The 26390-nt window shown below is 73.0% G+C and carries 22 protein-coding genes; 15 read left to right on the forward strand and 7 right to left on the reverse strand.

Annotated features, from left to right (window positions below; translation table 11 throughout):
- Positions 1 to 163 precede the first annotated feature (163 nt).
- From ABGB11_RS30720 to pheT, 3 genes are all read left to right on the forward strand, one after another.
- Positions 164 to 1252, forward strand: a complete 1089-nt coding sequence (locus ABGB11_RS30720; RefSeq protein WP_347638482.1) for an ATP-binding protein — start codon at positions 164 to 166, stop codon at positions 1250 to 1252.
- 137 nt (positions 1253 to 1389) lie between these two features.
- Complete coding sequence (pheS, locus tag ABGB11_RS30725) at positions 1390 to 2499, forward strand: phenylalanine--tRNA ligase subunit alpha (RefSeq protein ID WP_347638484.1); 1110 nt, start codon at positions 1390 to 1392, stop codon at positions 2497 to 2499.
- On the forward strand, positions 2499 to 5030 hold the full coding sequence (gene pheT / locus ABGB11_RS30730) for a phenylalanine--tRNA ligase subunit beta (protein WP_347638486.1): 2532 nt from the start codon (positions 2499 to 2501) through the stop codon (positions 5028 to 5030). Before pheS ends, pheT begins: the two co-directional genes overlap by 1 nt.
- A gap of 64 nt (positions 5031 to 5094) precedes the next feature.
- Here pheT and ABGB11_RS30735 read toward each other — a convergent pair whose 3' ends face one another.
- From ABGB11_RS30735 to ABGB11_RS30750, 4 genes are read right to left on the reverse strand one after another with little or no spacing between them, the layout of a single operon-like run.
- Positions 5095 to 5889 carry an ABC transporter permease gene (locus ABGB11_RS30735; RefSeq protein WP_347638488.1) on the reverse strand — a complete coding sequence of 265 codons (795 nt, stop codon included), beginning with the start codon at positions 5887 to 5889 and terminating at the stop codon, positions 5095 to 5097.
- Positions 5886 to 6659 (reverse strand): ABC transporter permease, encoded by a 774-nt coding sequence (locus ABGB11_RS30740; RefSeq protein ID WP_347638490.1) that lies wholly within the window; start codon positions 6657 to 6659, stop codon positions 5886 to 5888. The genes ABGB11_RS30735 and ABGB11_RS30740 overlap by 4 nt, the downstream gene beginning before the upstream one ends.
- Positions 6656 to 7603: an ABC transporter ATP-binding protein gene (locus tag ABGB11_RS30745; RefSeq protein ID WP_347638492.1), complete on the reverse strand. Its 948-nt coding sequence runs from the start codon at positions 7601 to 7603 to the stop codon at positions 6656 to 6658. Before ABGB11_RS30745 ends, ABGB11_RS30740 begins: the two co-directional genes overlap by 4 nt.
- Before the next feature lie 53 nt (positions 7604 to 7656).
- The gene (locus ABGB11_RS30750) at positions 7657 to 10380 is read right to left on the reverse strand and encodes an AAA family ATPase (protein ID WP_347638494.1); all 2724 of its coding nucleotides are present in this window, start codon (positions 10378 to 10380) and stop codon (positions 7657 to 7659) included.
- 263 nt (positions 10381 to 10643) lie between these two features.
- On the opposite strand from ABGB11_RS30750, the gene ABGB11_RS30755 reads away from it, so the two are divergent.
- Both ABGB11_RS30755 and ABGB11_RS30760 read left to right on the forward strand, forming a co-directional pair.
- Positions 10644 to 12263, forward strand: a complete 1620-nt coding sequence (locus tag ABGB11_RS30755) for an ABC-F family ATP-binding cassette domain-containing protein (RefSeq protein ID WP_347638495.1) — start codon at positions 10644 to 10646, stop codon at positions 12261 to 12263.
- An 87-nt stretch (positions 12264 to 12350) separates the two neighbouring features.
- The gene (locus ABGB11_RS30760; protein ID WP_347638497.1) at positions 12351 to 13085 is read left to right on the forward strand and encodes a hypothetical protein; all 735 of its coding nucleotides are present in this window, start codon (positions 12351 to 12353) and stop codon (positions 13083 to 13085) included.
- A 447-nt stretch (positions 13086 to 13532) separates the two neighbouring features.
- Here ABGB11_RS30760 and ABGB11_RS30765 read toward each other — a convergent pair whose 3' ends face one another.
- The 3 genes from ABGB11_RS30765 to ABGB11_RS30775 are packed head-to-tail and all read right to left on the reverse strand — an operon-like array spanning position 13533 to position 15843.
- Positions 13533 to 14384 carry an ABC transporter permease gene (locus ABGB11_RS30765; RefSeq protein ID WP_347638499.1) on the reverse strand — a complete coding sequence of 284 codons (852 nt, stop codon included), beginning with the start codon at positions 14382 to 14384 and terminating at the stop codon, positions 13533 to 13535.
- Complete coding sequence (locus ABGB11_RS30770; protein ID WP_347638501.1) at positions 14381 to 15349, reverse strand: ATP-binding cassette domain-containing protein; 969 nt, start codon at positions 15347 to 15349, stop codon at positions 14381 to 14383. The genes ABGB11_RS30765 and ABGB11_RS30770 overlap by 4 nt, the downstream gene beginning before the upstream one ends.
- On the reverse strand, positions 15346 to 15843 hold the full coding sequence (locus ABGB11_RS30775) for a MarR family transcriptional regulator (RefSeq protein ID WP_347638503.1): 498 nt from the start codon (positions 15841 to 15843) through the stop codon (positions 15346 to 15348). Before ABGB11_RS30775 ends, ABGB11_RS30770 begins: the two co-directional genes overlap by 4 nt.
- 204 nt (positions 15844 to 16047) lie before the next feature.
- Here ABGB11_RS30775 and argC point away from each other — a divergent pair, with 204 nt between their 5' ends.
- The 10 genes from argC (at position 16048) to tyrS (ending at position 25870) form a co-directional block, all read left to right on the forward strand.
- On the forward strand, positions 16048 to 17076 hold the full coding sequence (gene argC / locus ABGB11_RS30780) for an N-acetyl-gamma-glutamyl-phosphate reductase (RefSeq protein WP_347638505.1): 1029 nt from the start codon (positions 16048 to 16050) through the stop codon (positions 17074 to 17076).
- Positions 17073 to 18230 carry a bifunctional glutamate N-acetyltransferase/amino-acid acetyltransferase ArgJ gene (gene argJ, locus ABGB11_RS30785; RefSeq protein ID WP_347638507.1) on the forward strand — a complete coding sequence of 386 codons (1158 nt, stop codon included), beginning with the start codon at positions 17073 to 17075 and terminating at the stop codon, positions 18228 to 18230. Before argC ends, argJ begins: the two co-directional genes overlap by 4 nt.
- Positions 18231 to 18253: 23 nt before the next feature.
- Positions 18254 to 19174, forward strand: coding sequence for an acetylglutamate kinase (argB, locus tag ABGB11_RS30790; protein ID WP_347638530.1), 921 nt, complete (start codon positions 18254 to 18256; stop codon positions 19172 to 19174).
- Positions 19171 to 20367 (forward strand): acetylornithine transaminase, encoded by a 1197-nt coding sequence (locus ABGB11_RS30795; RefSeq protein ID WP_347638509.1) that lies wholly within the window; start codon positions 19171 to 19173, stop codon positions 20365 to 20367. The genes argB and ABGB11_RS30795 overlap by 4 nt, the downstream gene beginning before the upstream one ends.
- Positions 20364 to 21281 carry an ornithine carbamoyltransferase gene (gene argF, locus ABGB11_RS30800; protein WP_347638511.1) on the forward strand — a complete coding sequence of 306 codons (918 nt, stop codon included), beginning with the start codon at positions 20364 to 20366 and terminating at the stop codon, positions 21279 to 21281. Before ABGB11_RS30795 ends, argF begins: the two co-directional genes overlap by 4 nt.
- Before the next feature lie 8 nt (positions 21282 to 21289).
- Positions 21290 to 21793: an arginine repressor gene (locus ABGB11_RS30805; RefSeq protein WP_347638532.1), complete on the forward strand. Its 504-nt coding sequence runs from the start codon at positions 21290 to 21292 to the stop codon at positions 21791 to 21793.
- 146 nt (positions 21794 to 21939) lie between these two features.
- Positions 21940 to 23358: an argininosuccinate lyase gene (argH, locus tag ABGB11_RS30810; protein WP_347638513.1), complete on the forward strand. Its 1419-nt coding sequence runs from the start codon at positions 21940 to 21942 to the stop codon at positions 23356 to 23358.
- Between the two features lie 58 nt (positions 23359 to 23416).
- Complete coding sequence (locus tag ABGB11_RS30815; RefSeq protein ID WP_347638515.1) at positions 23417 to 24052, forward strand: DNA-3-methyladenine glycosylase; 636 nt, start codon at positions 23417 to 23419, stop codon at positions 24050 to 24052.
- Positions 24045 to 24506 (forward strand): hypothetical protein, encoded by a 462-nt coding sequence (locus ABGB11_RS30820; RefSeq protein WP_347638517.1) that lies wholly within the window; start codon positions 24045 to 24047, stop codon positions 24504 to 24506. Before ABGB11_RS30815 ends, ABGB11_RS30820 begins: the two co-directional genes overlap by 8 nt.
- An 86-nt stretch (positions 24507 to 24592) precedes the next feature.
- Entirely contained in the window at positions 24593 to 25870 is a 1278-nt protein-coding gene (gene tyrS / locus ABGB11_RS30825; protein ID WP_347638534.1) for a tyrosine--tRNA ligase, read from the forward strand.
- Positions 25871 to 26390 lie beyond the last annotated feature (520 nt).

Raw genomic sequence — 26390 nt, forward strand, 5'->3', positions numbered from 1 at the left:
CCTCCGGAGTGGGCGGCACCCCGCCCGAGGGCCACAGATCCCTTGCCGCGGGGCGGTTTCCGGGTCCCGCAAGGTGACCGACTCCGGCTAGAGTCTCTTTTCGACAGGCCGCGTTCTCATCGGTGTTGTGGAGGCCGCTGTGGGCGGAGAGGAACCCCCTCTCGTGGCCGCGCGCGTACCCGAGCAGGGGTCCGGGCCGGGGCTCGAGTGGGGTGCGGCGGACGACCTGCCCGACGGGCTGATGGTCGCCGGCCGGGACGCCCGCGTGGCGGTGTTCAACGCCGCCGCGGTGCGCATCACCGGCGTCCCCGCGGCGTCCGCCCTGGGCCGCGACTTCCGCGACGTCCTGCCGCTGCACGACGCCGAGGGCCGCGACTGGTGGAAGTGCCTGGCCCCCTACGACGGCCTGTGCACCCGCACGCGCCACCCCGAGCGCTCGCTGTTCCTGGCCGACGGCGCGGAGGTGCTGGTCACGGCCGCGTACCGGCGCGACCGTGACGGCCGTGTGGAACGGTTCACGGTGTGCCTGCGCGACGCCCTGCACCGCGCCCGCCAGGAGCGCGACCGCGCCGACCTCGTCTCCACCGTCGCCCACGAGCTGCGCTCCCCGCTGACGAGCGTCAAGGGGTTCACCGCGACGCTGCTGGCCAAATGGCACCGCTTCAACGACGACCAGAAGCGGGTGATGCTGGAGACCGTCAACGCCGACGCCGACCGGGTCACCCGGCTGATCACCGAGCTGCTGGACGTGTCCCGCATCGAGGCGGGCCGGCTGGAGATGCACCGCCAGGTCGTCGACCTGCCCGAAGGGGTCCGCAAGGTGATCGCGGGCCGGGTCGCGGCCGGTGAGCCGGAGGACCGCTTCCGGTTCGAGTCGCGCGGCGAGCTGCCCGAGATGTGGCTCGACCCGGACAAGATGGACCAGATCCTCGGCAACCTCGTGGAAAACGCCGTGCGGCACGGAGCGGGTACTGTCACGATTGTGGTGGAGCCGGACGCGCACAAGGAGGGAGCCGCCGTGTCGGTGCGCGACGAGGGCGAGGGCATCCCGCCCGAGGCCGCCCAGCGCGTCTTCCGGCAGTTCTGGCGCGGTCCCGGCGGCAACCGCCGCGGCGGCACCGGTCTCGGGCTCTACATCGTCAAGGGCCTCGTCGAGGCGCACGGCGGCGTGATCTCGGTGCGGCGGGCGCCCGGCGGCGGCGCCGAGTTCCGATTTACCGTGCCCGCGGGGGCCCCCGACTACGCCGGCTGAGCCCGGCGCACGCGCCGGAGCACACCGGCCGGCGGTCCCCGATCGGGCCAGCGCGTCACGCGCACGCTTTCCGGATCTTCATCGCCCGCGGACTAGACTGCGGGCGTCCCACGCCGACCGGAGTCGATCACACCACCATGTCTGCACCCAACAAGTCCTATGACCCCGTCGAGGTGTCCGCGCTGCAGCCGGAAGAGCTGGAGCGGGCCCGTGACGAGGCGCTCGCGGCCATCGCCGCGGCGCCCGACCTCGACGCGCTGAAGCAGGTCCGCCTGGCGCACGCCGGCGACCGTTCCCCGCTGGCCCTCGCCAACCGCGAGATCGGCGCGCTGCCGCCCGCGGCCCGCGCCGACGCCGGCAAGCGCATCGGCGCCGCCCGCGGGGCGGTGTCCGCGGCGCTCAAGGAGCGCCAGGCCGAGCTGGAGGAGGAACGCGACCGGCGGGTCCTCGTCGAGGAGACCGTCGACGTCACGCTGCCGTGGGACCGCGCCCCGCGCGGGGCCCGGCATCCGCTGACCACGATGCAGGAGCGGATGGCCGACGTCTTCGTCGCGATGGGCTTCGAGGTCTCCGAGGGCCCCGAGGTCGAGGCGGAGTGGTACAACTTCGACGCGCTCAACTTCCTGCCCGACCACCCGGCCCGCACGATGCAGGACACGTTCTTCGTCGAGTCGGAGGAGTCCGGCCTGGTGATGCGGACGCACACCTCGCCGATGCAGATCAGGTCGCTGCTGTCGAGGCCGCTGCCGGTGTACGTGGTGGCGCCGGGGCGCACGTTCCGCACCGACGAGCTGGACGCCACGCACGCCCCCGTCTTCCACCAGCTGGAGGGCCTGGCCGTCGACGAGGGCCTGACGATGGCCGACCTGCGCGGCGGCATCGACGCCTTCGTCGCCGGAATGTTCGGCGAGGGCCTGAAGACGCGGTTCCGGCCGTCGTTCTTCCCGTTCACCGAGCCGTCGGCCGAGGTCGACATGCAGTGCTTCGTGTGCCGGGGCGCGTCCGCGGAGCGGGGCGCCGAGCCGTGCCGCACCTGCAGCTCGGAGGGCTGGATCGAGCTCGGCGGCTGCGGCATGGTGAACCCGCGGGTGCTGGTGGCCTGCGGCGTCGACCCGGACCGCTACAGCGGCTGGGCGTTCGGTCTGGGCGTCGAGCGGACGCTGATGTTCCGCCACGGTGTGGAGGACATGTACGACATCGTGGAGGGCGACGTGCGGTTCGCCCTCCCGTTCGGGATGGAGATCTGATGCGCGCCCCGCTTTCCTGGCTGCGCGAGTACGCCGAGCTGCCGGCCGATGTCACGGGCCGCGCGCTGGCCGCCGAGCTGATCGCGGCGGGCCTGGAGGTCGAGACCGTCGAGCAGGCCGGCGCCGACATCGCCGGCCCGCTCGTGGTCGGCGAGGTCCTGGCGATCGAGGAGCTGACGGGCTTCAAGAAGCCGATCCGCTACTGCCAGGTGGACGTCGGCGCGGCCAACGGCACCGGCGAGCCGCAGAACATCGTGTGCGGCGCGACCAACTTCGCCGTCGGTGACCGCGTCGTGGTCGTCCTGCCGGGCGGGGTGCTGCCGGGCGGCTTCGAGATCGGTGCCCGCAAGACCTACGGCCACGTGTCCGAGGGCATGATCTGCTCGGTGACCGAGCTCGGCATCGGCGACGACCACAGCGGCATCCTGGTGCTTGCGCCGGACGTCCCGGTCGGCGCGGACGCGATCAAGCTGCTCGGGCTGCGCGACGACATCCTGGACATCGCCGTCACCCCCGACCGCGGCTACGCGCTGTCGATCCGCGGCCTCGCCCGGGAGGCGGCCACCGCGTACGGGGTGCCGTTCACGGACCCGGCGGACGTGGACCTGCCCCCCGGCGATGAGCCGGGCGGAGCCGGTCTGTCGGATGGCGGTGGGCGGGGGCTGGAGGACGGTGGCGAGGCGTATCCGGCGAGCATCGGCGACCCGTCGGCGTGCGACCGGTTCGTGCTTCGCGAGGTGCGCGGCTTCGATCCGGACGCGCAGACCCCCCTGTGGATGCAGGTCCGCCTGCACCGCGCCGGGATGCGCCCGGTGTCGCTCGCGGTCGACGTCACCAACTACCTGATGCTGGAGCTCGGCCAGCCGCTGCACGCGTTCGACCGGAACAAGCTCACCGGCCCGATCGTGGTCCGGCGGGCCGCCCCCGGCGAGAAGCTGGAGACGCTCGACCACGTCAAGCGGACCCTCGACCCCGACGACATCCTCATCACCGACGAGTCGGGGCCGATCTCGATGGCCGGCACGATGGGCGGGCTCGCGACCGAGATCGACGACCGGTCGTCCGACATGGTCATCGAGGCCGCGCACTTCGACGCCATGGGCACAGCCCGGATGAGCCGCCGTCACCGGCTGCACAGCGAGGCCTCCCACCGGTTCGAGCGCGGTGTCGACCGTGAGCTGCCGCTGTACGCGTCCTACCGGGCCGTGCGGATGCTCGCCGAGCTCGGCGGCGCGGAGATCGTGCCCGGCGTCACGCACGCCGAGGCTCCGGTCGAGCAGGTCACGGTGACGATGCCCGCCGAGCATCCCGACCGGGTCGCGGGCGTGACCTACGGGCGGGACGCGGTCGTCCGCCGCCTCGAGCAGGTCGGCTGCGCGGTGACCGGCGGCGACGTGCTGACGGTGACGCCGCCGTCCTGGCGCCCCGACCTGACGGCGCCCAACGACCTCGCCGAGGAGGTCATCCGGCTGGAGGGCTACGAGGACATCCCGGTCCGCGCGCCGCGCCCGGCGGCGGGCAAGGGCCTGACCGTCCAGCAGCGGCTGCGCCGCCGGGTCGGCCGCGCGCTCGCCGGCGCCGGGTACGTGGAGGTGCTGGCGTTCCCGTTCGTGAGCGAGAAGGACCTCGACGGCCTCCAGCTCCCGGCGGACGACGCCCGCAGGCGGGCGCTGCGGCTGGCGAACCCGATGTCGGAGGAGGAGCCGCTGCTGCGCACCATGCTGCTGCCGGGCCTGCTGAAGGCGCTGGCGCTCAACGTGGGACGCGGCTTCGCCGACACCGCCCTGTTCGAGCTCGGTGTGGTGTTCCGGCCGCGCCCGGACGCGCCGGAGCGGGCGCCGATCCTCGCGGTGGACCGCGGTCCCACCGCCGAGGAGATCGCGACCGTGGAGGCGGCGCTCCCGGACCAGCCGCACCGGATCGCGGTCGTGCTGTCCGGCGAGCGGGAGCGGTCGGGCTGGTGGGGCGAGGGCCGGCCGGCCCTGTGGGCGGACGCGATCGAGGCGGCCCGCACGGTGGCGCGCGAGGTCGGCGCCGAGCTGACGGTGAAGGCCGACCAGCACGCGCCCTGGCACCCGGGCCGCTGTGCCGCCCTCTACGCCGGCGACACGCTCGTCGGGCACGCCGGAGAGCTGCACCCGCGCGTCACGAAGGCGTACGGGCTGCCCGCCCGGACGTGCGCGATGGAGCTGGAGCTGCGCCGCCTGGGCGAGCCGGTGCAGGTCGAGGCGCCGCACCTGTCGTCCTACCCGGTCGCGGTGCAGGACGTCGCGCTGGTCGTCGACTCCGCGGTCCCGGCCGCCGAGGTCGAGTCGTCGCTCCGCGACGGCGCCGGCGACCTCCTGGAGGCGATCCGGCTGTTCGACGTGTACACCGGCGAGCAGGTGGGCGAAGGCCGCAAGTCCCTGGCCTACTCGCTGCGGTTCCGCGCCCCCGACCGGACGCTGACCGCCGAGGAGGCCTCCGCGGCCCGGGACGCCGCGGTGGCCGCGGCGTCCGACCGCACCGGAGCCGTCCTGCGGGGCGCCTGACGATGTGCCGTGCCCCCCGACCTGCCCGCAGGTCCGGGGGCACGGCCCTATGTCAGCACGCGTGTCAGCCCGCGTGGTCCAGGGTCCCGTCGCGGCGGCCGGCGGACACGAGCCGGTCCATCGACAGCGCCGCCACCGCGTACCAGCAGGCCCCGACCAGCGCCTCGGCTCCGAGCAGTCCCATGACGTGCCCGGCGGGAGCGCCGTCGAGGATGCCGCGTACCGCCTCCAGCCCGTGCACGACCGGCAGCGCCTGCACCGCGGCCTCCAGCGGCGCGGGCCAGAACTCGACCGGGACGTTCACACCGCCGAACGTCATCACGATCCCGTAGGCGAAGTTCAGCACCAGCCACTCCACGCCGTGCAGCCGCAGCGCGATGCCCGCCAGCGCGCAGCCGTACCCGTAGCTGCTGACGAGGATCACCACGATGACCGGGATCGCCAGGGCGGCGCGCGGCCAGGGCAGCGGCACGCCCAGCAGCGGCGGGAGCGCGAGCCACGCGATCAGGGAGCTGGCCAGCCCTGTCACCGTCCACTGCAGGCCGCGGCCGAGGTAGACGGGAAGGTGGCCGGACGGCGTGACGGCCAGCAGCGGAAGCGTCCCCGTGGCCCGCTCGCCGGCCAGCGAGATCACCACGATCGCCGACTCCATGCAGGCGAGCACCATGATGTTCCCGACGAGCACGTACCGCATGGTCTCCTCGTCGCCGACGTACCGGCCCAGCAGGGCGTAGAACGTGGCCTGGCAGAGCAGCCGCACGAGCCAGCCGAACGTCCACGTCCGCCACGTGTACACGGCGCCCATCTCGGCGAGCCCCAGCACCAGCGACTCTCGGACGATCCGGAGCACGTCCCTCATGCGAAGCCCACCGTCCCTTCCCGGCGGGCTTGGTCCACGTAGCGGCGCGTCAGCCACAGCCCCGCGGCCATCGCCGCCGTGCCGAGCCCGAGGATCGCCGCGACCGACCAGGCCCAGCCGTGGGCCTCACCGCGCACGGCGCCGCGCAACAGGTCCGCGCTCCAGGACAGGAACACGGCGCGGCTGAGCGGATGCAGCCAGCCGGGCAGTGCCGCGACCGGGACGAGGATGCCGCCGAGGATGTAGAACGGGTAGCCGAGCGAGTTCTGCAGGACCTCCCGCGCGCGCGACACCACGAGCACGGCCGACAGCAGCGTCGCCGTCCCCACCGTCGCCAGGCAGGTGACGGCGATCGCGAGGACGAGCAGCGCGGGATCGGCGACCGTCACCACCTTGCCGAAGCCGAGCGCCGCCACGGTCCACGACTCCGCGAACGCCGCCGCGCCCACCAGCACCACCATGGTGACCCGCCCGGCCACCACCGGGCCCAGCGGGACGGGCGCCGCGATCATCGGGGAGAACCGCCCGGCCCAGCGGTCCTCGGGGACGATGCGGCCGGCGTGGTCGAGCGCGGCGACCCACAGCCCGATGAGTCCCGGCGCCACCACGGCGTTCACCACGACGTCCGGGCGGTGCGCCGTCACCGTCAGCGCCAGCATCGTCGTGGTCTGCAGGGGAGCGATCAGCAGGATGAGCGCGTGCTCCGGGTTGCGCCGCGACAGCGCCACCTGCAGCAGGACCGCCTGCCACATGGCACGCAGCGTGCTCATATCCGCATCCCCCGGTCGCCGACCGTGCGCAGGTAGACCTCTTCGAGCGTCGGCTCGCCGCGCCGGGCGGTGAGCACGTCGCGGTCCAGGAGCCAGGCGAGGATCCGGCGGGTGCCGTCTCGCCCCGTCGTGTGGACGCGCCACGCGCCACCGTCCCGCCGTTCCACGTCCGTCACATCCGGGAGGAGCGCCAGAGCTTCGGCGAGGGCCGGGTCGCCGTGGTCGAAGTCCACGCACTCCCGGTCGCCGAGGAACCGCCCGGCGCGTGCGGTATCGCCGGTCAGCAGCGACCGGCCGCGGTCGATCAGCGTCACCCGGTCGCACAGGGCCGTCGCCTCGTCCATGTCGTGGGTCGCCAGCAGGAACGTCCGCCCCTCCGCGCGGAGGTCGAGGACGAGGCGCCGGAACGCGGCGGCGGCGACCGGGTCGAGTCCGGACGTCGGCTCGTCCAGGAACAGCACGCGCGGTTCGTGCAGCAGCCCGCGCGCCAGGTGCAGCCGCTGCCGCATTCCGCGGGAGAACCGCTCGACGCGGTCGTCCGCGCGTTCGGCGAGGCCCACCCGTTCCAGCAGCGCGCCGGCGCGGGCGCGGGCCGTCCGGGAGTCGAGTTTGTAGAGCGCGCCCCAGAACAGCAGGTTCCGGCGGGCGGACAGCCGGTCGTAGAGGCCCCGGTCGCCGCCGAGGACGAGCCCGGCCAGGGACCGGACGGCGCGCGTGTCGGCGACCACGTCGTGGCCGAGGATCCGCGCGGACCCGCCCGACGGCAGCAGCACGGTGGAGAGGATCTTGATGAGGGTGCTCTTGCCCGCGCCGTTCGGTCCGAGCAGGCCGTGGATCTCGCTCTGCTCGACGGTCAGGGTCAGGTCGTCCAGGGCGACGACGGGGTCCTGGCGGCCGCGCTCGTAGGTGCGGCGCAGGCGGGAGGTGTGCACGGCGGCTTCCATGCCTCGACCGTCACCGTAAGGAGGGGCGCGGAGCCATAAGGCGGCGCCTTATCTCACACGAGGCCGCGGTCGCGGGCCGCCGCGGCGGCCTCGCCCCGGGAGGCGACGCCGAGCTTGGCGAGGATGTTGGAGACGTGGACGCTGGCGGTCTTGGGGGAGATGACCAGCTCTTCGGCGATCTCCCGGTTGGACCGTCCGCGGGCCAGCAGCCGGACGACCTCCGCCTCGCGGGCGGTGAGCGGACCGCCGGACGGTCCCGCGAGTCCGGCGCGGCGGGCGCGTTCGGAGATCCGCCGGGCCAGCGGCGCGGCACCGAGGGCGGCGGCGATCCCGGCGGCGCGGTCCAGCCGGGACCTCGCGCTCGACCGGTCCCGGTCCGCCAGGTCGGCGCAGGCGGCGTCGAACAGGGCGGTGGCGAGCGGATACGGCTGTTCCAGCCGCTCCCAGATGCCGATCACCGTGCCCCAGGCGGCGGGGCCGCCGGTCAGGGCGGTCACGGCCGCCCGGTGCGCCTCGGCCACCGGGGTCGCGGCGGGCAGCCGTCCGGCGACCTCGGCGATCCGGGGGAGCGGGCCTCCGGCACGGGCGGCGGCCTCCAGCAGCGGCCAGGCATAGCAGGGCTGTGCGGTCAGCCGCGGATGGCGCATGGCCGCCTCGGCGGTGGCACGGGCCGCAGGGCGGTCGTCCGCCGACAGCCTCCACTCGATGATCATCTTGGCCAGGGGCAGGACGGCCTGCGGGAACCCGGCGTCGAGCGGGACTGCCAGTACCTCTGGATCGGGTTCCGGACCGCCGCCCCGCGCGGAGAGCAGCGCGATGCGCCAGATCATCATCTGGAGCCGGAACGACGGGGCGTGATGGCGGTCGAGGTGCCGCTGGAGCGTCTCGGCGGCCTCGTCCCAGCGGCCCAGCCGGTACAGGGTCTCGACCAGGTTGACGGCCAGCGGCAGGCCCCTGCTGTGCGCGAGCCCCGCCCGCTCCGCGGCGGCGAGGCCCTCGGCCGCGAGCGCCAGCGCCTCGGCGGAGCGGCCCGCGTTCATGGCGCAGTGCATCAGCGTGTTGAGCGCCCGGATGCGCTCCGGCGGGTCGAGGTCCCGATGCCGGAGCCGCTCCAGCCCGGTCAGGTCGCCGTCGCCGTCCCGCGCCGCCGCGGCGGCGACGGTGACCTCCAGGCCCGAGCCCTCCACCGGCGGGCCGAGGCGGCGGGCCAGTTCCAGCCCCTCGCGGCCGAGCCGTGCCGCCTCGCCCGCCTCACCGCGCACCAGCAGCCGGGCGCTCAGCTGGGCGAGGACCCGGACGCGGACGGGCCCGGGCTCGGTGGCGAGCCGCTCGGCTTCGCGGAGGTCGGCCATCTCGTCGTCGCCGCTCTCCTGGAACCCGCGCATCATCGCCCGGAGGGCCAGCAGCTCCGGTGCGTTCCGGCCGGACTCGCGGAGCATCCGCTCGACGAGCGGGAGGCCGCGGTGCGGATCGCCCGCCGCTCCCGCGGCCTGGGCGGCCATCATCGTGACCTCGTGGCGGGTGTGCCCGGTGAGGGACGGCGCTTCGGGCACGCGGTCCCACAGGTCCAGGACGCGTTCCAGCATGCCCAGCACTTCGGCGTAGGCCGTGGCCGCGTGCCGCTCCCCGGCGGCCCGCCACGCCGCGGCCAGGGCCTTCGCGTGGTCGCCGCAGCCCTGCCAGTGGACCGCCAGTGCGCTCTCCGGCGTCTCGCTGAGGCCCGGGGACCGCTCGATGACCTCGGCGTACCGGCGGTGGAGGGCGGAGCGTTCGCCCGGGAGCAGGTTCCCGTGGACGGCCTCGCGGATGAGCGCGTGCCGGAACGCGTACCCGTCACCGTGCGGGACGAGCAGACCGTGATCCACGGCCTGCCGCAGCGCCTCGCTCAGGGCGGGGTCGGCCTGGCCGGTGACCGCAGCCAGCAGCGCGTGCCCGGCCCGGTCCCCGGCGGCGCTCGCCGCGTTCAGCGTCATGCGGGCCTCGCGGGGCAGCCGCCGGACGCCGTCGAGCAGCAGGTCGCGCAGGGACCCCGGCACGGTCTCACCGGGGTTCCCCGCGAGCGCCTCGACGAACAGGGGATTGCCGCCGGCGCGCGCGTGGGCGTCCCGCACCAGGGCCGGGCCGGCGTCCCCGCGGATGCCGCGCACCTGGTCGCCCACCTCGGCCGGGGTGAGGGGCGGCAGGTCCAGCCGGGTGACGTGGGGCAGCCGGGCCAGCTCGGCGAACCACGCCCGGACGTCCGGCTCCTCCGGCCGGAAGGTGACCACCGGCAGCACCCGGGCGCGCGGCGGGTTGCGGAACAGGAACGTCAGCAGGTCGCGAGTGGAGCGGTCGGCCCAGTGCGCGTCCTCCACCACCAGGACCAGCGGTTCGGCCGCGCCCGCCCGCTCGATCAGGGTGAGGACGTGCTCGAACAGGCGCATCTGGCCGGTGCCGTCGTCCTGCGGGAGCGCGGCGGCGGTCAGCGCGGGCATCAGGCGGGCCAGGTCCGGCAGGGCGGCCGCGGGCATCAGCGCGGTGATCGCGTCCCGGCCGAGGTGCCGCAGGATCGCGCTGAACGGGGCGTACGGCAGGCTCGCGGCGCCGAGGTCGAGGCAGCCGCCGGCCAGCGTGCGCAGGTCCCGGGTGAACTCGGTGACCAGGCGCGTCTTCCCGCCGCCGGCCTCGCCGCCGACGAGCGCGGCGGCGGGCTCGCCCGCGCACGCCCGCGCGTGCGCGGCGCGTAACTCGCGCAGTTCCGCGGCCCTTCCCGCGAACACGGGGCTGACGGTTCTCATCGGCACCAGCATGGCGGTTCTTAACGCTACTTGTGTTGCGATAAATCGTGGGGTAGTCTTCGACGCGTCACATTGCCGCCCGGCTGGGGAGTCCGTTGAGGATCTGAGGTCCGACACCGCGCAGTGGCCGTTCATGGCCCGCGCACGTGACCTCAGTACGGACTCCGAACCCGCCGGGCTTCTTCATGCCCGCCGGCGCGTCGCGCGATCCGCGGTGTCTCCATGCGTCCCGCACCTTCTCTTCCACCATGGAGGCCACCCTTATGACTTTTGCGATCGTGTGCTCGGACCTGTCGTTCGCCTGGGAGGACGGCACCGTCGTCCTGGACGGCCTGGACGCCGCCTTCGGCACCGGCCGAACGGGGCTGATCGGCGTGAACGGGTCCGGCAAGTCCACCCTGCTTAAGATCATCGCCGGGGAGCTGCGTCCCGGGTCGGGCGTTGTCACCGTGGACGGGGAGATCGGCTACCTGCCGCAGAACCTCGTCCTCGACGGCACGGCCACGGTCTCGGACCTGCTCGGCATCACCGCGACGCGCGCCGCGCTGCACGCCATCGAGCGCGGTGAGGCCACCGAGGAGAACTTCGCCGCCGTGGGGGACGACTGGGACGTCGAGGAGCGCGCCCGCGCCGAACTGGACCGGCTCGGCCTCGTCCACGTCGGCCTCGACCGGACCGTCCCGACGCTGTCGGGCGGCGAGGCGGTGATGGTCGGGCTCGCGGCCCAGTTCCTCGCCCGCCCCGACGTCCTGCTGCTCGACGAGCCGACCAACAACCTCGATCTGGACGCCCGGCGCCGCCTCTACGACGCGGTCGCGTCCTGGACCGGCGTGCTCGTGGTCGTCAGCCACGACCGCGAGCTGCTCGACCGCGTCGACGAGATCGCCGATCTGCGGGACGGCGCGATCCGGACGTTCGGCGGCAACCTGTCCGCCTACGAGGACCTGCTCGCCGTCGAGAAGGAGGCAGCGGAACGCACGGTCAGGGCCGCCGAGACCGATCTGCGCCGCCAGAAGCGCGAGCTGGAGGAGGCGCACGTCAAGCTGGCCCGCCGCCAGCGGTACGGCAAGAAGATGCAGGAGAACAAGCGCGAACCGAAGATCATCATGGGGGCGCGCAAGCGGGCCGCGCAGGAGTCGGCCGGCAAGCACCGCATCATGCACGAGGAGCGGCTCGCCGACGCCCGGACGAGGCTCACCGAGGCGGAGGGGGCGGTGCGCGAGGACGCCGAGATCCGCATCGAGCTGCCCGCCACCCGCGTCCCGGCCGGGCGGACGGTGGTGACCGTGACCGGGCTCGCCGCGCCCGATCCGGAGCCCGGCACGCTGACCGAGCTGATCGTCCGGGGGCCGGAGCGGATCGCGCTCGTCGGCCCGAACGGGTCCGGCAAGACCACGTTCCTGCGGGCGCTCACCGGCGACCGCGTTCCGGAGGGCACGGCCGTCAAGATCGGTGTGGACGGCGTCCGGTACCTGCCGCAGCGGCTCGACGTCCTGGACGAGGGGCTCAGCGTCGCCGGCAACGTCCGCGCGCAGGCGCCCTCGGCGTCGCCGTCCGAGGTCAGGGCGGGCCTCGCGCGGTTCCTGTTCCGCGGCGCGCGGGCCGACCAGCCCGCCGGGACGCTGTCGGGCGGGGAGCGGTTCCGCGCCGTCCTGGCGTCGCTGCTGCTCGCCGAGCCCGCGCCGCAGCTCCTCCTGCTGGACGAGCCGACGAACAACCTCGACATGGCCAGCGCCGCGCAGCTCGGCCAGGCCCTCGCCGCCTACGAGGGCGCGCTGATCGTGGTCAGCCACGACGTGCCGTTCCTGCGCACGCTCGGCCTCACCCGCTGGCTCCGGATGGACCGGGCGACCGGCCTGACCGAGATCGAGCCGCTGGAGTGAGCCGCCGGACGTCCCAGTGCGGAAAAATGTGGTGATCTCCGTATCCGCCACTGTTACGGTCATGGTCGATACGAGGGGAGTGACGGGGTGCCGACCAAGCTGAACCAGATCATCGCGGTGGAGAAGGGCGTCAAGAGCAAGTCCTTCCAGGACCTGACCGCCGCGCACCACGCCGTCCAGAAGGCTCCGCTGCTGTCCGGCATCTCGCGGACCTACCAGCCGAAGGACGAGGACGGCGAGCAGCTGCCGCCGGAGTCCACCCGGGTGCAGACCAAGGTGGACGACGTCCTGCGCGAGGTCACGGCGTCGCTGACGCGGCTGTTCGACGTCACCGCCACGAAGGACTGGGCGAACTGCACCGCCCGCGCCGACGTGACGGTGGACGGCACGACCCTCCTGCGCGACGTGCCCGTCTCCTACCTGCTGTTCCTGGAGAAGCAGCTGAAGGACCTGCACACCTTCGTCAAGAAGCTGCCGGTGCTGGACGCCGCGGAGACGTGGACGTTCGACCCCTCCACCGACGTGTGGCGGACGGAGGCCGTCCGCACCGTGAAGACCAAGAAGGTCCCGCGCAACCACGTCAAGGCCGAGGCGACGGAGAAGCACCCGGCCCAGGTCGAGGTGTACTACGAGGACGTCGCCGTCGGGCACTGGACGACGGTGAAGTTCTCCGGCGCCCTCCCGGCGCGGCGCGTCAACGAGCTGCTCGGCCGCGTCGAGCGGCTGCAGGACGCGGTCAAGTTCGCGCGCGAGGAGGCGAACGGCATCGAGGTGACCGACCAGCGCGTCGGCGAGGCGGTCTTCGGATACCTCTTCGCCTGATCCGCCGGCGCGGCCGGCAGGGACAACTCAACAGGGGACAGGTCGACAGGATCCCTCCGCCATGGCGCGGAGGGTGCGCGAGGAGCGCAAGCTGAAGCTGAAGCCGAAGCTGACCAGGGCAGGGCGACAGTGCGGGTTCGAATCCCGCCCCCGGCATCTCCAGGCCGGGGTAGCCCAACCGGTAGAGGCAGTCCGCCCGCTCAAACTCAGACTCTCGCTCCAGACTCAGCATTCACCGCCGATCGCCGGATCGCGCGGACGTGGACGTTCACCCTTGAGATGCCGGTTCGAATCCGGCTCGCTCCGCTCGTGGGGCGATGGCGTAACGGCAACGCGCGAGGGCTTCAGGCTGATCCGCGTCCATTGATGTGCCGGCGTGCCAAGTGGGCGGTAACCGAGGGGCCCGGGGGGCGGCAAAACCCCCGGGCCCCGCTCCGCGCTCCAGGGTCAGGTCAGCACGCGCTTGGTGAACGTGCGGGTCGCGGCCCACGCCAGCAGGACCGTCCCGCCGACGATGGCCACGAGGAACGCCCAGACCGGCATGTGCGGGATGTCCGGCGTGAGCGCGCTGCGCAGCCCCTCGCTGACGTACACCAGCGGGTTGAACAGGCTCGCGATCTGCAGCCAGCGGATGTTCTCCAGCGCCGACCACGGGTAGTACACGCAGCCGAGCATCGTCATCGGCAGCAGCACCATCGCGAACAGCACCTGGACCTTCTGCGGGTTCATCACCGTCCCGAGCAGCAGGCCGCCCGACGCCGACAGCAGCGACCCGGCCACCATCACCAGGACCAGCACCGGCCAGTTGCCCACGTGCACCTCGGGCGACTGCCCCTCGGCGTGGATGAACAGCACGGCGGGGAACACCAGCAGCCCGCCGATCAGCCCCTGGACGGCCGCCGCGATGATCTTCTGGGCGGCCAGCAGCGGGATGGGCACCGGGGCGAGCGCCCGGTCGGTGATGGACTTCTGCCAGTTCAGCTCCATCATCAGCGGGAAGATCACCGCCATCATCGCCTGCATGATGATCGAGGAGCCGACCAGGCCGGGCAGCAGGATGGTGGAGAACGTGGGCCCGCCCGGCCCGCCCGCCATGGCCCCGCCGCCGAGCTTGGGCAGGACGTAGGCGAACACGAACACGAACATCACCGGCTGCACCAGCACCCGGACGAACGTCGACAGGAAGTTCTTGCGCATGACCCGCGCCTCGCGCGCCATCATCGCGGCGAACGTGCGGGGCACGGTGGCCCGCGCGGGCGGCGGCGGGGCGAGGACGGCGGGTGCCGCGGTCGCGGTCATTCTCGGTAGTCCCTTCCGGTGAGGGTGAGGAAGACGGTCTCCAGGCTGGGCCGCAGCTGCGTGGCGTCGGTGACGCCGACGCCGGCGGCCGACCCGATGGTGACGAGCTCGCCGAGGATCCCGTCGGGTTCGGCGGCGAAGACGCGCACCTGGCCGCCCGTGACCTCGACCCGGCTGATCCCCTCCCGGTCGCCGAGCTTCCTGATCTCCTCCGGGGCGGCGGAGTCGTAGGTCACGGTGATGACGGTGTCGGCGCCCGCGCTGGACTTGAGCCGGTCCACGGTGCCGCTGGCGAGGATCTTGCCGTGGTCGACGACCGCGACCCGGTCGCAGAGCGCCTCGGCCTCCTCCATGTAGTGGGTGGTGAGGACGATGGTCTGCCCGGCCGCCTGCAGGCCCCGCAGCACCTCCCACAGGTTCGTGCGGGTCTGCGGGTCGAGGCCGGCGGTCGGCTCGTCCAGGAACAGCACCTCCGGGCCGTGCATGAGGGCCCGGCAGATCATGACGCGCTTGGCCTGCCCGCCGGAGATCTCGAAGGGGTTGCCGCCGCGCTGCTCGGTGAGCCCGAACAGCTCCAGCAGCTCGGCGGCCCGCGTGCGGGCGTCGCGCGCGCCGAGCCCGAAGTACCGGCCCCGGAACTCCAGGTTCTCGGCGACGGTCAGGTCGCTGTCGAGGGTGTTGTTCTGCGACACCACGCCGATGCGCCGCTTGATCTCGACCGCGTCCTTCACCACGTCGAGGCCGGTCACCTGCGCGCTGCCGCCGGTCGGGACGACCAGCGTGGTGAGCATGCCGATGGTGGTCGACTTGCCCGCGCCGTTCGGGCCGAGCAGCCCGAAGAACTCGCCGCGGGGGACGTCCAGGTCGATGCCCTGCACGGCGGGCACGGCGGGGCGCTGACCGGACGCGGGATAGGTCTTCTTCAGGCCGACCGTGCGAACGGCGGCCTCGGGGGGTTCTGTCACGCGCCCTCTTCCTTCTCTTCCTCGTCGGGGGAGTGGTTCTCGAACTTGTCGATCAGCTTGAGCAGGAACCTGCGGACGGCCGCCTCGTCCTCCTCGTCCACGACGTCGTAGAGGCGGGCGAGGTCCCGGCCGATCGGCGCGGACTTCTCCGCCAGGAGCCGCCGCCCCGAGTCGGTGATGCGCAGCATCACGCCGCGCCGGTCGCGGTAGGAGCGTTCGCGGCGCACGTGCCCGTTGCGCTCCAGGGTGTCGACCACCGAGGTGACCGTGGCCGGGGTGACGAGCAGGCGCTTGGCGACCTCGCCGGGACGCAGCCCGTCCTCGACGATGAGCAGCCGCAGCAGGAAGAACCCCGCGGGGCTGATGCCGTGCCTCTCGATGATCCGCCACACGATGGGGCCGGACAGCCGGGACGCGGCTCCGAACAGCCGCCCGATCGGCCATTCCTCCATGGGCCCGAACATCTTCAGGTCCTCGAGGCCGAAGTTCTCCATGCGAGGGATGTTAGCTCCCTGATGTTTAGACGGCAAATCTTTAGACCTCTAACTATTTTCGGTGGCCGCTGGTGTCAACACAGGTTGACGCCCGGCTGGGGCGCCTGTGGCGCTCGTCTCAACGGGCGGGAAAAGGGACCCTGTCATTGAATAGACATCCAGCCTGATGCATACTCTTGCTTGATACGCATGAAGGGCGGGGACATGGGAATCCGGACGGCGGTCGCCGGCGCCAGCGGGTACGCGGGCGGCGAGCTGCTGCGCATCCTGGCGGGACATCCAGAGTTCGAGATCGGCGCGCTGACGGCGGGCTCCAACGCGGGCACCGAACTGGGCGAGCACCAGCCGCACCTGCGATCCCTCGCCGGCCGCGTCCTGGCCGAGACCACCCCGGAGACGCTCTCCGGCCACGACGTGGTGTTCCTGGCGCTGCCGCACGGGCAGTCCGGGCCGATCGCCGAGCGGCTGGGCGCGGACGTCCTGGTCGTCGACTGCGGCGCCGACCACCGGCTCTCCGACGCCGCCGCCTGGGAGCGGTTCTACGGGACGCCCCACGCCGGGACGTGGCCCTACGGCCTCCCCGAACTGCCCGGCCACCGGGACGCGCTGCGCGCCACCAAGCGCGTCTCCGTCCCCGGCTGCTACCCGACGGCGGTGTCGCTCGCGCTCTTCCCGGCGTTCGCCGCCGGGCTCGCCGAACCCGATGTCGTCGTGGTCGCCGCGTCCGGCACCTCGGGCGCCGGACGGGCCCTCAAACCGCACCTGCTGGGCAGCGAGGTGATGGGCTCGGTGTCCGCGTACGCCGCCGGCGGGACGCATAGGCATACGCCGGAGATGGTGCAGAACCTGAGCGCGGTGACGGGGGAGCCGGTCACGGTCTCCTTCACCCCGACGCTCGCGCCGATGAGCCGCGGGATCCTCGCCACCTGCACCGCCAGGGCCCGTCCCGGCGTCACCGCCGCGGCACTGCGCGCCGCGTACGAGACGGCGTACGCGGACGAGCCGTTCCTCGGGCTCCTGCCGGAGGGGCGGTGGCCCGCCACGTCCATGACGCTCGGCGCGAACACGGTCCTCGTCCAGGCCGCCCTGGACGAGGCGGCCGGCCGCCTCGTGGTGGTCGCGGCCGTCGACAACCTCGCCAAGGGCACCGCGGGCGGCGCGGTGCAGAGCGCCAACCTCGCCCTCGGCCTCCCGGAAGAACTCGGGCTGACCACGATCGGAGTGTCCCCTTGAGCGTCACCGCCCCCCGGGGTTTCCGCGCCGCCGGCGTCGTCGCCGGGCTGAAGGACAGCGGCAACCGCGACCTGGCCCTCGTCGTCAACGACGGGCCGTCGCGCGCCGCCGCCGGCGTCTTCACCCGCAACCGCGTGAAGGCCGCGCCCGTGCTGTGGTCGGAGCAGGTGCTCAGGGGCGGCCGCGTCCGCGCGGTCGTGCTGAACGCGGGCGGCGCCAACGCGTGCACCGGCTCCGCGGGCTTCCAGGACACCCACGCCACCGCCGAGAAGGCCGCCGAGGCCCTGGAGGACTCGGCGGGCGAGGTCGCGGTCTGCTCCACCGGGCTGATCGGCGAGCGGCTCCCCATGGACCTGCTGCTGCCCGGCGTCGAGAAGGCCGCCGCGGAGCTGTCGCGCGGGGACGGCGGCCTCGCCGCCGCCGACGCGATCCGCACCACCGACACCGTCGCGAAGATCGCCTTCCGGCAGGGCGCCGGCGGCTACATGATCGGGGCGATGGCCAAGGGCGCGGGCATGCTCGCGCCGTCCCTGGCGACCATGCTGTGCGTCGTCACCACCGACGCCGACCTGCCCGCGGCGGCGCTGGACCGGGCGCTGCGCGCCGCCACCGGCGTCACCCTCGACCGGCTCGACTCCGACGGGTGCATGTCCACCAACGACACCGTCCTGCTGCTCGCCTCGGGCGCCGCCGGGACCGTCCCGGACGAGGAGGAGTTCACCGCCCTGCTCACCGAGGTGTGCGCCGACCTCACCCGGCAGCTGCTCGTGGACGCCGAGGGCGCGTCCAAGGCCATCGCGATCGAGGCCGTCGGCGCCGCGTCCGAGGACGACGCCGTCACCGTCGGGCGCTCCATCGCCCGAAACAACCTGCTCAAGTGCGCGATCCACGGCGAGGACCCGAACTGGGGCCGGGTGCTGGCGGCGGTCGGCACCACCGACGCGGTGTTCGAGCCCGACCAGGTGAACGTCGCGATCAACGGCGTGTGGGTGTGCCGCAACGGCTCGTTCGGCGATGACCGCGACAAGGTCGACCTGCGCCCCCGCGACGTGACGATCACCGTCGACCTGTCGGCCGGACCGCACAGCGCCACCGTCTGGACGACCGACCTCACCGCCGACTACGTCCACGAGAACTCGGCGTACTCCACATGAGCGCGGTCACTCCCGGCGCCGAGATGCGCAAGAACAGGCTCGGCGTCATGTCCAAGGCGGAGACGCTGATCAAGGCGCTGCCGTGGCTGGAGCGGTTCCACGGCACGACCGTCGTGATCAAGTACGGCGGGCACGCGATGGCCGACGAGCGGCTGCGGCACTCGTTCGCCGAGGACGTCGTGTTCCTGCGCTACGCCGGGCTGAAGCCGGTGATCGTGCACGGCGGCGGCCCGCAGATCAACGAGGCGCTCGCCCGCAACGGCATCGACTCGACGTTCACCGCCGGGCTGCGGGTCACCACGCCGGAGGCCATGGAGGTCGTCCGGATGGTGCTGACCGGCCAGGTGCAGCGGGACGTCGTCGGGCTGATCAACCGGCACGGGCCGTTCGCCCTCGGCATGTCCGGCGAGGACGCGAACCTGTTCACCGCCGAGCGCAAGCACGCGATCGTGGACGGCGAGGCCGTCGACATCGGCCAGGTCGGCGAGATCGTCGAGGTGCAGGTCGGCGCCCTCCGGGCGCTGCTGGACGACGGCCGCGTCCCGGTGATCTCCAGCATCGCGCGCGGCGACGACGGCGAGGTGTACAACGTCAACGCCGACACGGCCGCCGCCGCGCTCGCCGTCGCGCTGGACGCGGCGAAGCTCGTCGTCCTCACCGACGTCGAGGGCCTCTACGCGGACTGGCCCGACAGCGACGACGTGATCGACCGGCTCACCACCGACGAGCTGGCAGCCCTGCTGCCGGACCTGTCGGCCGGGATGGTGCCGAAGATGGAGGCCTGCCTGACGGCCGTGCGCGGCGGCGTCCCGCAGGCCCACGTGCTGGACGGCCGCGTCCTGCACTCGCTGCTTCTGGAGATCTTCACCGACGAAGGGATCGGGACGATGGTGCTGCCCAGCCTCGGGTGCGGGGGGTCGTCCCCCCGCAGGGGACAGGCATGAGCGACTTGAGAGAGCGGTTCGAGGCGGCGTTCATGCCGAACTACGGCGTTCCGCCGGTGGCGCTGGCGCGCGGCGAGGGCTGCCGGGTGTGGGACACCGAGGGCCGCGAGTACCTCGACCTCATCGCCGGGATCGCGGTCAGCTCGCTCGGGCACGCCCATCCGGCCCTCGTGACGGCGGTGTCGTCGCAGGTCGCGACCCTGGCGCACACGTCCAACCTGTTCCTGCACGAGCCGGAGGTGCTGCTCGCGGAGCGGCTGCGGGAGCTGCTCGGCGGCGGCCGGGTGTTCCTCGCCAACAGCGGCACCGAGGCCAACGAGTGCGCGCTGAAACTCGCCATCAAGTACGGGAAGACGAACGGGCGGTCGTACTTCGTCGCGGCGGAGAACGGGTTCCACGGCCGCTCCCTCGGCGCGCTGTCCCTGACGGGCAAGGCGTCGATCCGCGAGCCGTTCGGCCCGTTCGGCATCGACGTCCGGTTCGTGCCCTACGGCGACGCCGCGGCCCTGGAGGCCGCGGTGGACGAGGACTGCGCGGCGGTCTTCCTGGAGCCGGCGCAGGGCGAGGCCGGTGTCGTCCCGCCGCCGGACGGCTACTTCACCGCCGCCCGGCGCGTCTGCGACGGGGCGGGCGCGCTGTTCGTCGCCGACGAGATCCAGTCCGCGATCGGCCGGACGGGGACCTGGTTCGCGTTCGAGCACGAGAACGCCAGGCCCGACGTCCTCACCCTCGCCAAGGGCCTCGGCGGCGGGCTCCCGATCGGGGCGTGCGTCGCGTTCGGGCCGAACGGTGGCCTGTTCGCCAAGGGCGACCACGGCAGCACCTTCGGCGGCAACCCGGTGGCAGCGGCGGCGGCCCTCGCCGTCCTCACCACCATCGAGAAGGACGGCCTGCTCGCCCACGCAGCCGCCGTGGGGGAGACCCTCGCCGCGGAGCTCGACGCCGTCGACCATCCGCTCCTCGCGGGCGTGCGGGGCCGCGGGCTGTGGCGGGCGGCGGTCCTCACCGGCCCGCACGCGCCCGCCGTCGAGGCCGCCGCGCGCGACGCCGGCTTCCTGGTCAACGCGCTGCAGCCGGACGCCGTCCGCATCGCCCCGCCGCTCGTCCTCACCGCCGAGCAGGCGCGGTCGTTCGCCGGGGCGTTCCCCGCTATCCTCGACGCTGCCGCCACCGAGCAGGAGAACCGATCGTGACCAGGCACTTCCTCCGCGACGACGACCTGACTCCCGCCGAGCAGGCCGACGTCCTCGACCTCGCCGCGCAGGTGAAGAAGGACCGGTTCGGGCACCGGCCGCTGGAGGGCCCGCGGTCGGTGGCCGTGCTGTTCGACAAGCCCTCGACCCGGACGCGGATCTCGTTCACCGTCGGCATCGCCGAACTCGGCGGGCACCCGCTCGTGATGGACGCCGGGACCAGCCAGCTCGGCCGCGGCGAGACCATCGCCGACACCGCGCGCGTCCTCGAACGGCAGGTCAGCGCGATCGTGTGGCGGACGGCCGGGCAGGAGCGCATCGAGGAGATGGCCGCCGGCACCGCCGTCCCGGTGGTCAACGCCCTCACCGACGAGTTCCACCCCTGCCAGGTCCTCGCCGACCTGCAGACCGTCCGGGAGGCCAAGGGCGACCTGCGCGGCGTCACCCTCGCCTACTTCGGCGACGGCGCCAACAACATGGCGCACTCCTACCTGCTCGGCTGCGCCACCGCGGGGATGCACGTCCGCGTCGCCGCGCCCGCGTCCCTGCCTCCCGACTCCGGGGTCCTGGCCCGCGCCACCGAGATCGCCGGTTCCACCGGCGGGTCCGTCACCGTCACCGACGACGCCCGCGCCGCCGCGGCCGGCGCCGACGTCCTCGCCACCGACACGTGGGTGTCGATGGGCCAGCAGGGCAAGGACACCTCGCTGTACGAGCCGTACGCCGTCGACGACGCCCTGCTCGCCCTCGCGGCTCCGGAGGCGGTCGTGCTGCACTGCCTTCCCGCCTACCGCGGCAAGGAGATCGCAGCATCCGTCCTGGACGGCCCCCAGAGCAGGGTGTGGGACGAGGCGGAGAACCGGCTGCACGCCCAGAAGGCGCTGCTCGTCTGGCTGCTGGAGCGCGCCCGGTGACGACCCCCATGACCAAGGCCGCCCGGCACGCCCGGGTGATCGAGCTGCTGACCCGGCACCCCGTCCACTCCCAGGGCGAGCTGGCGAAGCTGCTCGCCGACGCGGGCGTCGAGGTCACCCAGGCCACGCTGTCGCGCGACCTGGTCGAGATCGGCGCGGTCAAGCTGCGCGCCGACGACGGCAGCCTGATCTACGCCGTTCCGGGGGAGGGCGGCGAGCGGATCCGGCGGGCCCGCACCGGCGCCGCCGAGACGTTCACCGGACGGCTCTCCCGGCTCGCCGCCGAACTGCTCGTCTCCGCCGAGGCGTCGGCGAACCTGGTCATGGTGCGGACCCCGCCCGGCGCCGCCCAGTACCTGGCCTCGGCGATCGACCACGCCGAGTGGCCGTCGATCCTCGGCACCGTCGCCGGCGACGACTCGATCCTCGTCATCGCCCGCGACCCGCTGGGCGGGGAGGACGTCGCGCAGGCGCTGCTCAGGCTGACCGCCGGGCGCGAGCGACGAGCCTAGGCCGTTCGCCGTACCCTGTGGCGGACGCCACGCGCGCGGCGCAGCCGCGTGCCGCGTCCATGTGCCGCGTCCGTGCGCCGGGCGGCCGGACGGCGTGGTGAGATGGCAATGACCGAACGTTCAGCGGTGGGAAGAAGAGGATTTCCGTGACCAAGGCACCGACGCGGCTGTGGGGCGGCCGGTTCGAAGGCGGCCCGTCGGACGCGCTCGCGCGGCTCTCGGTGAGCGTCCAGTTCGACTGGCGGCTCGCCCCCTACGACCTGATGGGCTCGCGCGCGCACGCCCGCGTCCTGAACCGCGCGGGGCTGCTCACCGACGACGAGCTGGAACGCATGATCGGTGCCCTGGACGACCTGGAGACGGCGTGCCGCAACGGCGAGTTCCGTCCCACGGTCGCCGACGAGGACGTCCACACCGCCCTGGAGCGCGGCCTGCTGGAACGCCTCGGCGCCCTCGGCGGCAAGCTGCGCGCCGGCCGCAGCCGCAACGACCAGGTCGCCACCGACCTGCGCCTCTACCTGCGCGACCACGCCCGGCAGATCGTCTCGCGGCTGGTGGAGCTGGAGACCGCGCTGATCGCGCAGGCCGAGCACAACCTCGGTGTCGCAGCGCCCGGCATGACGCACCTCCAGCACGCCCAGCCCGTGCTGTTCTCCCACCAGCTGCTCGCGCACGTCCAGCCGATCACCCGCGACATCGACCGGCTGCGCGACTGGGACCGGCGCGCCGCCGTGTCGCCGCTCGGCTCCGGCGCCCTCGCCGGGTCGTCCCTTCCGCTGGACCCTCAGGCCACCGCCGCCGAGCTCGGCTTCGACGGCGCCGCGCCCAACTCGATGGACGCCGTCGCCGACCGCGACTTCGTCGCCGAGTTCCTGTTCGCGGCGGCGCTCGCCGGGGTGCACCTGTCGCGGCTCGGCGAGGAGATCTGCCTCTGGGCGTCGCAGGAGTTCCGCTGGATCGAGATGGACGACACCTACGCCACCGGGTCGTCGATCATGCCGCAGAAGAAGAACCCCGACGTCGCTGAGCTGGCCCGCGGCAAGGCGGGGCGCCTCATCGGCCACCTCGTCGGCCTGCTCACCACCCTCAAGGGGCTCCCGCTCACCTACAACCGCGACCTGCAGGAGGACAAGGAGGGCGCGTTCGACGCCGTCGAGACGCTGCTGCTCGTCCTGCCCGCCATGTCCGGGCTCATCGCGACGATGCGGGTCAACACCGAGCGGCTGGAGGCCCTCGCCCCGGCCGGCTTCGCGCTCGCCACCGACCTGGCCGAGCTGCTCGTCCGGCGCGGTGTGGCGTTCCGGGACGCCCACGAGGTCGTCGGGCACCTCGTCGTCTGGTGCCAGGTCCACGACAAGGACTTCGACGACCTCACCGACGAGGAGCTCGGGAAGGTGTCGCCGCACCTGACGCCGGACGTCCGCGAGGTGCTGAACGTCCAGGGCGCCCTGGCCTCGCGCAAGGCCTTCGGCGGGACCGCGCCCGACCGCGTCCGCGAGCAGATCGCCGCGCTGCGCGCGCTCGTCAACGAGCACGCCGCCTGGGCGTCCGGCTCGGACTCCTGAGCCGGCGCGCGCCGCCGCGCGCCGGCCGGTGAACCGTTTCCACGATCAGGATGAGGCGATGTACGGAGCGTTGCTGCCACGGGACTTCTTCGACCGCCCGGTGGACGAGGTGGCCCCGTCGCTGCTGGGGCATGTGATCACGCATCGCGCCACGGAAGGCGAGGTGGCCGCGCGGCTCACCGAGGTGGAGGCGTACGCGGGCCCGCTGGACCCCGCGTCCCACGCCTACCGGGGACGGACGCGGCGCAACGAGGTGATGTTCGGCCCTCCCGGCCACGTCTACGTGTACTTCACCTACGGCATGCACTTCTGCATGAACCTCGTGTGCGGGCCGGACGGGACGTCCATGGCGGTGCTGCTCCGCGCGGGCGAGATCATCGTGGGGGAGGACATCGCCCGCGCGCGGCGGCCCCGCTCGACCGTCCGCGATCTGGCCCGCGGCCCCGCCCGGCTCTGCCAGGCCCTCGGCGTCGCGCGGGAGCAGAACGGCCTGGACGTGTGCTCGCCCGGCGGGCCGATGACCGTCCATGAGGGCGACCCCGCCGATCCACGTCTGATCCGCACCGGGCCGCGCACCGGGGTGAACGGGGCCAAGGAGGTCCCGTGGAGGTTCTGGATCGACGGCGACCCGACCGTGTCCCCCTACCGTCCCCACGTCCCGCGGCAGCGCAGGAAGGTCCCCGCCGATGGCTGACCCCGCACCGCCCGCCGCGCTCGTCGGCGGCGCCGCGCCGGCGAGCCGCCGGCGACGTCCGGTGCGGCTGCTGTTCGCGGCCGCCCTCGCGGTGCTCCTGGTGCTCCTGGTGCTCACCGCCGCGGTCATCCTCGACCGCCTGCTCGGGCGGACCTCCGTGGTCGGCGGCGTCCAGCAGCAGCCCGCCTCGGTGAAGTACCAAGACGGCCGTACACATTACGCCGCGGTCACCCACACCCGCAGCTGGGTGTTCGACCGCCACGTGAACTACCGGCTGTACACGGGAAGCGATCCGAGCCTGCACTACGGATACTTCGTCCGCCTGGGCTTCGGGATGCCTGAGCAGCGTCCGGTCATCAAAGCCGTGAAGTGGGACGACAGAGGCGTCAGGGTGACATTCGCGTCTGGCCACGAGGTGTTCGTTCCCGCCCGCCACTTCGTCGGCGGACGTTGAATGACGTTGAATATCGTTGGCGTGAGACCCGCCCGCCGAGGCACCCTGGCAGGCACATGGAAAGCAAGCCGGAGACGAGGGAGACCGTGACCGACATCCTGGACGATCTCGCGTGGCGCGGCCTGATCGCGCAGTCCACCGACCTGGACGAACTGCGGGCGCTGCTCGCCGCGGGATCAGTCACCCTCTATTGCGGCTTCGACCCGACGGCGCCGTCCCTGCACCTCGGCAACCTGATCCAGATCCTCACGCTGCGCCGCTTCCAGCGGGCGGGACACCGGCCCATCGGCCTCGTCGGCGGCGCCACCGGCCTCATCGGCGACCCGAGCGGGAAGAGCACCGAACGCGTCCTGAACTCGGAGGAGACCGTCGCCGCCTGGGTCGAGCGGGTCCGCGACCAGGTGTCGAGGTTCCTCGACTTCCACGACGGCCCGACCGGCGCCACCATGGTCAGCAACCTCGACTGGACCGGCCCGATGTCGGCCATCGAGTTCCTCCGCGACATCGGCAAGCACTTCCCGGTGAACCGGATGCTCGCCCGCGAGACGGTCAAGGCGCGCCTTGAGACGACGGGGATGAGCTACACCGAGTTCAGCTACGTCCTGCTCCAGTCGATGGACTTCCTGGAGCTGTACCGGCGGTACGGATGCCTGCTGCAGACCGGCGGCAGCGACCAGTGGGGCAACCTCACCGCGGGCGTCGACCTCATCCGCCGCGTCGAGGGCGGCGGCGCGCACGCGCTGACCACCCCGCTGCTCACGAAGGCGGACGGGTCCAAGTTCGGCAAGACCGCGGGCGGCGAGACCTACTGGCTCGACCCGGAGCTGACCTCGCCGTACGCGTTCTACCAGTTCTGGATCAACGCCGACGACCGGGACGTGGAGAAGTTCCTCAAGTTCTTCAGCTTCCGGCCCCACGAGGAGATCGAGGACCTGGTCAAGCAGGGCGCCGACCGCCCGGCCGCACGTGCCCCGCAGCGGGCGCTCGCCGAGGAGATGACCACGCTCGTGCACGGCGCCGACGAGACCGCCCGGGTCATCGCGGCCTCCCGCGCCCTGTTCGGGCAGGGAGCCCTGGAGGAACTGGACGAGCGGACGCTGAAGGCCGCCCTGGCCGAGGTGCCCCGCACGGAGGTCCCTCCGGGCGAGCTGCCGACCGTCGTGGACCTGCTGGCGGCGTCCGGCCTGTGCAAGAGCAAGTCGGAGGCACGCCGCGCCATCGCCCAGGGCGGTGCCTACCTCAACAACGCCAAGGTCGAGTCGGAGGACGCCGTGCCGGCCACCGCCGACCTGCTCCACGGCCGCTTTCTCGTGCTGCGGCGCGGCAAGCGCAACGTGGGCGGCGTCGAGGTGACGGCGTCCTGAACCGTCCCGTTCCGCGGCGACCGCCCGTCCGGCCTGGTCCGGGCGGGCGGTCGCCATGGTGAGGGCAAACTTCGGTAGATACACGTCACAGTGCGGTTACGAGGGACGGATCCGGGCATGTTCATAAGCCGGAAAACAGCATCTGACCTGCGGGATCGTGTCCGGCCGAGTCGATTTGACGCCCCTGTCGGGTGGATCTAATGTTCTACACGCCCCACGGGGGAGCGGGACGCCGGAAGGCGGCCGGCCCGGCGGGGAACCCCTAGCAGACTCACTCGGTGGAGACTCATCTCAATCGAAATGGGACGTCTAGGGCCGAACCGTCCAGAGTTGGACGAAGAGGACGGATCGGGTACGATCGAAGGGTTGCCCCGGAGTCGGGACCGTGAGAGCGGGTCCGGCGCGGTGGGTGTCCGTTTCTTGAGAACTCAACAGCGTGTTAAAAGCCAGTGCCTTTATCGGTCCGGCCTGTGGGCTGGACCGCCCCGTGATCATCTTTTGGATGGTCTGGGATTTCTTT

Source organism: Actinomadura sp. B10D3 (assembly GCF_039871695.1).
GTDB classification, from domain to species: domain Bacteria; phylum Actinomycetota; class Actinomycetes; order Streptosporangiales; family Streptosporangiaceae; genus Spirillospora; species Spirillospora madurae.